Consider the following 9,625-nt stretch of genomic DNA (forward strand, 5'->3'; position numbering starts at 1 on the left):
AGGAAGGCGTGGACGGACCGGGGATCGGAGAACAGGTGACCTTCTATCTCGACCGGGTTTATGAAGTCAAATATCTGGCGTTCAATCTGGGCAACTGGAGGTCCGGCGACTATTACAGAGAGAATCACCGTCCGCAGAGGTTGACGATCACAATGAACGGAAGGGAGACGCAGGTGGATTTCCCGGACGAGAAGACGAAACAATGGGTAGCGGTGGAGGAAGGCTGTGATACGTCCCTGATCACCATTACCATCGAGGATGTCTACTATGGGAGCAACCCTGACTGGGATGATACCTGTATCGCTGAAGTTGAGATCTACGGGGAGGATGCGGACTAGATGAAGGATCTCTGGAAGAAAAAAATATGGAGAAGGGCAGGGGTTTTGTGCCTTGCCCTTCTTCTGCTGACGGAAGCGGGCGGCTGCAGCCATTTCGGAGCGGCGTATGGAAAAATTTCCCAAGAGCAGGAGGCCAGGGAGGGGCTGTCCCTTCCCATTTCCATTCATCTGGATGAGATCTCTTACGTGAAGGCCGGCGAGGTGATCCCGGAAACCTGGCTGGACCTTAACGAACCGGAGAAGTATTTCCAGATCGCCGGGATCAGCGAGGAAGTCTATCAGGAGATCAACGGGAAGTCTTATCGGGAAAACGACCATATCGGCCTGGAGGACCTTCGCTATCTGAAGGTACTGCACTATAATTATGACCATGAGATCCAGGTGGGCGAGCTGATCGTCAACCGGCGGATCGCGGAGGACTGTCGGAAGATTTTCCTGGAACTGTTCCGGAAGGAATATGAGATCGCCTCCATGCGTCTCATTGACAAATTCTGGACGGGAAACGGTGTGGATTCGGATACCAATTCCATTGAGCACAACAATACCTCCGCGTTCAATTACCGGGTGGTGCCGGGGACGGATCATTTGTCCAATCATGCCAGAGGATACGCCATTGACCTGAATCCTATAGAGAATCCCTACGTGCAGTACAATGCCGCCGGAGAGATCGCGAAGTACTATAAGGATATGGAGAAATATCTGGACCGGGACGCAGGGCTTCCCCATATGATCACTCATGAGGACGAGGCGTATAAAGTGTTTTCCAGCTATGGATTTACCTGGGGCGGGGATTGGATCAGTTCCAAGGATTATCAGCATTTTGAGAAAAAGGATTTTTGACAGGGCGCAGGATCTGTATTAGAGTATAACCAGAAGTTTATAGATAAGGAGGAAATGAAAAATGGGATTTCAGGAAACAGATATTCACAGCTTGGAGTTTAATCCATTTGATAAGATCAGCAAACAGTGGATGCTGATTACAGCCGGGAACGAGGAAAAGTCCAATACCATGACGGCAAGTTGGGGCGGCGTTGGCATTATGTGGGGAAAAGAAGTGGCAACCGCCTATATCCGTCCGCAGCGTTACACCAAGGAATTCGTGGACCGGGAAGAAAGATTTACCCTGTCCTTCCTGCCGGAAGAACATCGCAAGGCCCTGAACGTGTGCGGTTCCGTCTCCGGGAGAAATGTGGAAGATAAATGGAAAGAAGCCGGACTCCATCCCTTCTATGTGGACGGCACCACCGGGGTGGAAGAGGCAGAGATGGTCCTGGTGTGCAGGAAGCTGTACGCTCAGGAGATGAAGCCGGAGTGCTTCATCGAGAAAGAATGCGATGAAAAATGGTATCCCACCAAAGATTATCACACCATGTATATTGCGGAAATTGAGAAGGTTCTGGTGAGAAAATAATATTTTTAAGTCAATTTAGGACGTAGCCTTTTTGAAAAAGGCTACGTCCTAAATTGACTTCAGGGGTGTACCAAAATGAATTACAGGACCAGATATTGTATGCTGTAAGCCGGAAGTTCCAGATTTCCCGCTATATCTAGTTTTCGACCACTGAGCAGTTCTTTGGCGGTTCCGTTAAGGTCCCCGCAGGAGGCGGTATAGGGCGCATCTGCGGCGTTTGCCGCCACCAGGATCCGTTCTTTTTCAGTAGCCCGCTCAAAGATCAGCTGGTGGTTGGTGATCACCACATTGCGGTAGGAGCCGTTGCACAGGGCATCGCTGCCATGCCGGATCTGGATCAGCTTCCGGATGAAATCGGTCAGATCGTTTGGTTTTGGCGCTTCGAAATGGGGGCGCAGGGCGTAGTCGTTGTCCGGCGCCTTTTCCCCGGGTTCCCCCCACTCGCTGCCGTAATACAGGCAGGGGATCCCGGGCATTCCAAAGAGAAGGCCATAGGCCAGAGGAATGTGCTCCTTGTTGGTGAGAATGCTGGCCAGCCTTGTCACATCATGGTTGTCCGCGAAGGTCATCAGGTGTTTGCCCCGGTAAATGCACCAGGGATCTGCTCCGAACTGACGATGCAGGGAATGGGCGATCTCGAACAGGTTCATGGAATTGAAACTGGAGTAAAGTCCTTTGTAGCACTCATAGTTGGTACAGCTGTGAAGCATGTCGTTGTTGACGATCTGGTTATAGTCTCCGAACAGCACTTCCCCGATCAGCACAAATTCTTCTTTCAGGCTGCCGGTAAATGCGCGCAGCTGTTTCATGAAATCCCGGTCCAGGCTGTAAGCTACATCCAGCCGCAGGCCGTCGATATCGAAGGTTTCCACCCAGAACCGGACACAGTCAAGCAGGTAATCCACCACTGCCGGGTTGCGAAGATTCAGCTTCACCAGTTCATAATGGCTCTCCCAGCCTTCGTACCAGAAGCCGTCGTTGTAGCCGCTGTTCCCGTCGAAATTGATGCAGAACCAGTCTTTATAAGGGGAGTTCCATTTCTTTTCCTGCACGTCCCGGAAGGCCCAGAAGCCTCTTCCCACATGATTGAAAACCCCGTCCAGCACGATCTTGACGCCGTGTTCATGAAGAGTCTTGCAGACGTCGGCGAAATCCTCATTGGAGCCCAGACGGCAGTCGATCTTGCGGAAGTCCCGGGTGTCATACCCGTGATTGTCGGATTCGAAAACCGGGTTCAGGAGAACGGCGTCAACGCCAAGGTCCTGGAGATAGTCCGCCCAGGATGCAAGACGCCGGATCCGGGGAACACACTGCCCGTCGTTGTGAGTCGGCGCACCGCAGAATCCGATGGGATAGATCTGATAAAATATACTGTTGTAAGCCCACATATTCTGTAACCTCTCTTAAATAACAGGATAGAGCTATTATATCAGAAAATCCCGGAATTTAACACACTTTTCATGGACAGGCCGCCTGCGGGGGAGTATAATGAGACTATCAAAATCTAAGAGGGAGGGCTTAAGAAATGAAGAAAAAGATTCTGAGCTTAATGCTGGCTGTATGTGTTGTGCTGGGACTTTCCGCATGCGGCGGCGAAGAGGAAGTGGAAGACGCTCTGGTGTGCACCATGGAGCAAAGCGGTATGACCTTTACCATGCGTATGGACGCCAAAGGCGACACGGTCACCAATGTGGAGCAGGAGACGGTGGTAAGTACGGAAGGATTTACCGAGGATCAGATCCAGCAGCTTCGCGCGGCTATCGAAGAGGCGGCTGCGGCTTATGAAGCCATCGAAGGTACTGAGTACACTACGGAAGAGGGAGACGGAGAGATCCGTGAAGTGATCACCATCCCGGTAGCGGACGAAGAGGTGCTGAAAGCGGTGATCGAGCAGGGACTGCTTCCGGTAGATGGGGATGACGTCAGCGAGATCTCCCTGGAACAGACAAGAGAAAGCCTGGAAGCCAGCGGCTGGACCGTCGAGGAGTAGAAGGAATATAAAAACACTGCGGACAATTGTTTCCGCAGTGTTTTTTTGTGGCTATTCTGCCTGCTCTGTCCGGGTCGCCCGGCGCAGGAAAAAGAGAAACCAGGTAAACAGAAGCACGCCCTTGAAAATGCTGGAAATGGTGATGCTCCACCAGATCCCGTTGAGCCCCAGGGCGGTTTTGGTAAGGACAAGGGCCATGGGGATCCGCAGGGCGGTAAATACAATACTTGTGACCGAGGGCGGCAGTGTCCGGCCAAACCCGGAGAAGGCGCCGGCCGTGGTCAGCTCCACGCTCATGAAGAGCTGAGAAAAGCCCAGGATGACCAGGTAATCCACGCCCATGGGCAATAGTTCCGGCTCTGTGATGAAGATCCGGAAGATGGGCGCCGGGCAGAAGATCAGAAGCAGGGTACAGAAGACTCCCCAGACAAGGACGATGCCCATGGCGCTTTGGTATCCTTTCCGGATCCGCTGCCGGTTTCCGGCGCCGTGGTTCTGGGCGATAAAAGAATTTACGGCCGCAGAGAATCCGTCGGCGGTCATCCAGGAGATGGACTCGATCTGAGAACCCACCTTTTGTATCGCTACGGCGCCGTCCCCGTATCCGGCCACCAGGCGGGCAATGATCATGGAGATCCCGGTAAAGAGCATATTCTGCAGGCACGTGGGAAGGCCGATCCGCACAATGGAGCGGATCGGTTCCAGTCTGGGAATCCATTTCCAGTGCACATAAGGGAAAAGGACAGAGTCTCTGAGCGCGAATGTAAGGAACATAACGGTGACAATAGCCTGGGCGAATACAGTGGCCACGGCGGCGCCCATAACGCCCATCCGGGGAAAGGGCCCCAGGCCGAAGATCAGGACCGGATCCAGGACAAAATTGATCAGAAGTCCGGAAGCGGTGGATAAAAAGGCTGCCCGACTGTTGCCAATGGCAGTAAAAAGTCCGGTAAAAGTCTGGTTCAGGAAGGAAAAGAGAACCAGACCGCAGGTGATCTGCAGATAGATCCTGGCATCGGCGATGACCACAGGGCTGTTCAGATGGAAGAAGCCAATCAGTGGACCGGCAAAAAGGGCGCAGCCAAGTCCGTAGATCACGCCCATCAGGACACAGAGCCAGAGAGCTCCGGAGGCCGATTCCCCGGCAGTTTCTTTCTGGCCTGCGCCAAGGGCGTATCCTACGTTGACCTGTCCGCCCATCCGGGCCAGAGCTACCAGTCCGTTGGAGAGCCACATATACATTCCGGCGGCGCCCACCGCCGCCACGGCGTTGCTGCCCACACGTCCGATCCAGATCATATCGGTAAGATTATAAGCCATCTGAATGAGAGAAGTGGCCATAATGGGAATGGCCAGCCGGGTCAGGGAAGAGAGCACCGGCCCATGGAGCAGATCTATGGTTTTTCGCATGGTTGAAACCTCCGTAAAAATCAGTAGGATCATTATACCACCTTGTCAGCAGGAAAGTATAGAAGATTCCCATGAAAAAGCCGGAAAAAATCGTGGAAAACAGTTGACACGCCAGGAACCGTATAATATAATAATGCAGTATGACAAAAGGAGAAACGGCAAGAAACCATAGCCCCGGAGTCTTGTTGATTTCGATAAATTGATCATGAAAAAGGAAATGATTTACAGGAGGTAAACCAATGAACACTTATATGGCGAATCCAGATAAGATCGAGAGAAAATGGTATGTAGTTGACGCTGCAGGATATACATTAGGCCGCCTGGCTTCTGAAGTAGCCAAGGTTTTAAGAGGCAAGAACAAGCCGGAGTTCACTCCCCACATTGACACCGGCGACTACGTGATCGTAGTAAACGCGAAAGACGTAAAAGTTACCGGTAAGAAGATGGATCAGAAGATTTATTACAATCACTCTGACTATGTTGGAGGAATGAGAGAGACCACACTGGCTGAGATGATGGCAAAGAAGCCGGAGAAGGTGATCGAGCTTGCCGTGAAGGGTATGCTTCCGAAGGGACCTTTGGGAAGATCTATGATCAAGAAGCTCCGTGTATACGCCGGCCCAGAGCATGAGCAGCAGGCTCAGAAGCCGGAAGAGCTGAAGTTTTAAGGAAAGGTTTTGAAAGGAGGATATGACAGTGGCAAAAGCAAAATTCTACGGAACAGGAAGAAGAAAAAAATCAGTTGCAAGAGTATATTTGGTACCAGGTACAGGCAATATTACCATAAATAAGAGAGACATCGACGAGTATCTTGGTCTGGAGACCCTGAAGGTGGTTGTTCGTCAGCCGCTGGTAGCTACCGAGACAGACGGAAAGTTTGATGTGATCGTCAATGTAAAGGGCGGCGGTTACACCGGACAGGCAGGAGCGATCCGTCACGGTATCGCAAGAGCGCTTCTTGAGGCGGACGCTGATTACAGACCGATCCTTAAGAAAGCAGGATTCCTGACTCGTGATCCGAGAATGAAAGAGCGTAAGAAATACGGCCTCAAGGCAGCTCGTAGAGCTCCGCAGTTCAGCAAGCGTTAATCGGATACAACAATATACGATCCAAACGCCGCAAGGCATTGCATGGCCTCCCAGGACATTGTTCTGGGAGGTTTTTTATTGTTTAAAAGGTGGAAAAGAGTTGAAAACAACACTGGAAATAGAATATATGTTCTGATAAAATAAAGTCAGGCACTATCAGAGAACGGTAGGCGGTTAGTCCTTCGACAGAGGGACTGAACCCTCTGATTACATAGAAATCTCAGTAAAGAGAAATATTGGAAAGGAGGGCAAACTTATGAGTGATTTCGAAATGCTCTCCATCGTTTTGATGATATTTGGTATTGTCGTTACGATCTTAATCGCATGCATAGATCACACAAAAAAGTAACCGCCCCTCAGCCAAAGTGTGCGGTTACTTCTTTGTAACTAACATTTTTTGGACTAACCGCTTATCGGTAGTGCCTATTTCTATACTTATATTAGCAAAGTGAGAGGGGGATGTCAAATTATTTAAATCAGCTGTTGAATGGAACATCTATGTGGATTCTATCACGACGTATGCTTTGTGGTACTGGTCGTGGCGTTTGTGTTTGTGAAGCGGTATCGCAGAAGACCGGTGAAGCGATGAGTTGTTTTTTGTTCGTATATTGTTAAATCCGATTGCTTTTTCTATCTTTCCTCGGGAAATTATGATAAACTGGGAAAGGGAATGTTGACAAAAATTGCCGGGAAAGGATAAGAGGGACATCATATGCAAAGGATTGGAGAAGAACAGGCAAGGGAACTTCTTACTGCAATTTTCAAAAATAATGCGTTTATCATCTGCGAATATGTGGTGGAGACAGATACGTTTGTCATTTATGACGAAGAGATGAATGCAAGAAAGATGATCCCGAATTATCTGGAGTATCTGGAGCAGGATTCGATCATCCACCCGCAGGACAGGCAGAAAGTCCGGGATCTCTATCTGGGGAAGGCAAGAGGCCAGACGGAGATCCGGATCCAAAAAGGCGATAAGACGGTCCGTATGCTCGTGCAGATCCTTTCTATTAATGGAATAGACAAGAGCAAAAGACTTCCTTTGATGGTCACGGATATTACCAAAGAGAAGACCAGGGAAGAAATCCTGGAAGAGCAGGCGACAAAAGATGCACTGACATCTCTTTACAATTACTCTTTTGGGCGGAAGCTGATCAGTGAATACCTGCAGCATAAGGATCCTTACGCTACCTGCGGCATCATGTTGCTGGATATTGATTATTTTAAATATGTAAATGATACCTATGGCCATTTGTTTGGAGATTATGTGCTGGTAGAACTGGCGCGTCTTCTGCGGAATTTTTTCGAGAAAAAGGATATCGTGGTCCGCTTTGGAGGGGATGAATTTGTAATCTTTCTCAAGGATATCAGTCATTCTACTCTGGTAAAGAGAGGGATGCAGCTGCTTGACGCGGTCCGTGAGCTGAAGTTTCAGGACAAAGACTATTCTATGACCTGCAGTATCGGGATCTGTTATCTGCCGGAGAATGAGTCGGGTTATACTTATGACCAGTTGTTTGGCAATGCGGACTGGGCGCTTTATCAAGCGAAAGAAAAGGGAAGAGATCAGTATGTGTTCTGTGATAATCTGCGGCGGTATGAACTGACGCAGGATGTTCTTTTTTCGCGGGGGCCTATCGATGCGCGATACCTGCATAACGATATTATTTCTACGGCGTTTGAAATATTTGAGAAAATGAACAGCTTTTCATCAGCGATAGAGCAGCTGATGGAGATTATCGGTTACCGGCTCCGTCTGGACCGGATTACCATCATCCGTACAAATATCCAGGATAAGAATACAGGACGTCAGTATCAGTGGACGTCAGAGTATGCGCCGGAGGTACTAAAGGAAAAGGCCGGGTTTACCAAGGAGGATTTTCTGACACTTTTTCAGAGTTATGACGAATATCAGACCGTTGTTCTGCAGCATGACGATATGGGTATGTATTCTCCGCAGGGGGCGGCTCTTCTGATGCAGGGAGAGGCCAAGACGGTCCTGTACGCGGCGATGTACTGTGAAGGAAAATACACAGGAGCTATTTCTTATGTGGCCTGTCGGGAGAAACGGTACTGGTCCCGTCAGAGCCGGAAAGAGCTGGGGGAAGTGACCAAGATCATATCTGCCCATCTGGCCAGAGCGATGGCAGTTAACAGGACAGGGGAAGAACGGGTGGACGGACCAGAGTACGACAGCCTTACTGGTTTGCTTTCTTTTTCCCGGTTCCGGGTGGAGCTGGAACGGCTGATCATTGGAAATTACGCGGTTTCGGATTATCTTTTATATATGGATTTCGCCGGATTTAAATATTTTAATCAGAAATATGGATATAGTCGTGGAGACCAGCTTCTGCGGGAATTTTGCAATTATTTTATTGAGGAGCTGGACAAAGAGGAGGGCGTCTATTTTACGCGTGTGGTTTCCGACCAGTTCCTGATGCTGCTGCCGGGGAAAAACCGGGAGGATGTAATGGGAAACCTGAACCGGATCTGTCAGGGCTTTTCCGAGACGGAATCCCGCAGGATCAAAGGATATAAGCCCCGGGTAAGGATTGGGATCTATCAGATCGAAGCAGACTGCGTGGGGGCTTCCTATGCTATTGATGCGGCGAATTACGCGAGGAAACAGGTTCCCGGGAAGTTGGGGGCGGCGTGCGCGTCTATCCGCCTGTATGATGAGGAACTTGGCAGAAAGCGGAAATTGGAAAATGAGATTGTGAATGAAATCGGTGAAGCTATCCGGGAACAGCGTTTTCAGGTTTACCTGCAGCCTAAGATTTCATTGGAAGACGGTGCGGTGATCGGGGCAGAAGCGCTGGCCCGCTGGAGGACCCGGGACGGGAAGATCATTTATCCAAATCAGTTTATTCCTCTGTGCGAATCTACAGGACAGATCCAGGAACTGGATTTCTTTGTATTTGAGCAGACTTTAAAACTATTGGCGAAAAATCGAAAGCTGGGGAGGAAACAGGTTCCTATCTCCGTAAATGTATCGATTGTGCATGCGTCTGACAACCATGCGATCCAGCGGTTTCTGTCGCTTCTCGAGAAATATGAAATGGATACAAAATATACAGAGATCGAACTGACCGAGACTGCCACGGTAAAAGAATATGAAGAGGCAAAGCGCCTTTTCCGGGATCTGCAGGCGATTGGAATTCATACGGCTATTGATGATTTTGGCGCAGGATATTCGGTGCTGAATTCTATCATTGATATTCCCGTTAATACCATCAAGCTGGATCGTATTTTTATCACAAATTGTACCACCAGCAGAAGAGGGATCTATTTTCTGCAGCGGATCATCGAGATGATCCAGGGCCTGGGGTATCATGTGATCTGCGAAGGGGTTGAGTCGGAAGAACAGGCCCAGATCCTCCGGGAAGC

9 protein-coding genes are annotated in these 9,625 nt (G+C 49.7%); 7 read left to right on the top strand and 2 right to left on the bottom strand.

Annotation, left to right across the window (positions count from 1 at the left end; translation table 11 throughout):
- The 3 genes from ACML7B_RS09620 to ACML7B_RS09630 all read left to right on the top strand — a co-directional run.
- A partial coding sequence (locus ACML7B_RS09620) for an NADase-type glycan-binding domain-containing protein (RefSeq protein ID WP_418540955.1) occupies nt 1–338 on the top strand: 338 nt, incomplete at its 5' end.
- Nucleotides 339–1,178: a M15 family metallopeptidase gene (locus tag ACML7B_RS09625; RefSeq protein ID WP_418540958.1), complete on the top strand. Its 840-nt coding sequence runs from the start codon at nt 339–341 to the stop codon at nt 1,176–1,178.
- A 61-nt stretch (nt 1,179–1,239) separates the two neighbouring features.
- A complete protein-coding gene (locus ACML7B_RS09630; protein WP_418540961.1) occupies nt 1,240–1,749 on the top strand; it encodes a flavin reductase family protein in 510 nt (169 codons plus the stop codon).
- A gap of 80 nt (nt 1,750–1,829) precedes the next feature.
- On the opposite strand, the gene ACML7B_RS09635 is transcribed toward ACML7B_RS09630, so the two are convergent.
- On the bottom strand, nt 1,830–3,137 hold the full coding sequence (locus tag ACML7B_RS09635; RefSeq protein ID WP_418540963.1) for an alpha-amylase family glycosyl hydrolase: 1,308 nt from the start codon (nt 3,135–3,137) through the stop codon (nt 1,830–1,832).
- Nucleotides 3,138–3,274: 137 nt separating this feature from the next.
- Here ACML7B_RS09635 and ACML7B_RS09640 point away from each other — a divergent pair, with 137 nt between their 5' ends.
- On the top strand, nt 3,275–3,739 hold the full coding sequence (locus tag ACML7B_RS09640) for a DUF1307 domain-containing protein (protein WP_106788810.1): 465 nt from the start codon (nt 3,275–3,277) through the stop codon (nt 3,737–3,739).
- Nucleotides 3,740–3,790: 51 nt separating this feature from the next.
- Here ACML7B_RS09640 and ACML7B_RS09645 read toward each other — a convergent pair whose 3' ends face one another.
- Nucleotides 3,791–5,149: an MATE family efflux transporter gene (locus tag ACML7B_RS09645; RefSeq protein ID WP_418540965.1), complete on the bottom strand. Its 1,359-nt coding sequence runs from the start codon at nt 5,147–5,149 to the stop codon at nt 3,791–3,793.
- 239 nt (nt 5,150–5,388) lie between these two features.
- On the opposite strand from ACML7B_RS09645, the gene rplM reads away from it, so the two are divergent.
- The 3 genes from rplM to ACML7B_RS09660 form a co-directional block, all read left to right on the top strand.
- Nucleotides 5,389–5,817 carry a 50S ribosomal protein L13 gene (gene rplM / locus ACML7B_RS09650; RefSeq protein WP_346706980.1) on the top strand — a complete coding sequence of 143 codons (429 nt, stop codon included), beginning with the start codon at nt 5,389–5,391 and terminating at the stop codon, nt 5,815–5,817.
- A 28-nt stretch (nt 5,818–5,845) separates the two neighbouring features.
- Nucleotides 5,846–6,238 carry a 30S ribosomal protein S9 gene (gene rpsI / locus ACML7B_RS09655; RefSeq protein WP_106790504.1) on the top strand — a complete coding sequence of 131 codons (393 nt, stop codon included), beginning with the start codon at nt 5,846–5,848 and terminating at the stop codon, nt 6,236–6,238.
- Between the two features lie 712 nt (nt 6,239–6,950).
- On the top strand, nt 6,951–9,625 hold a 2,675-nt coding region (locus tag ACML7B_RS09660), incomplete at its 3' end, for an EAL domain-containing protein (RefSeq protein WP_418540968.1).

The sequence above is a fragment of the Massilistercora timonensis genome (assembly GCF_048354975.1).
Taxonomy (GTDB): Bacteria; Bacillota; Clostridia; order Lachnospirales; family Lachnospiraceae; genus Massilistercora; species Massilistercora timonensis.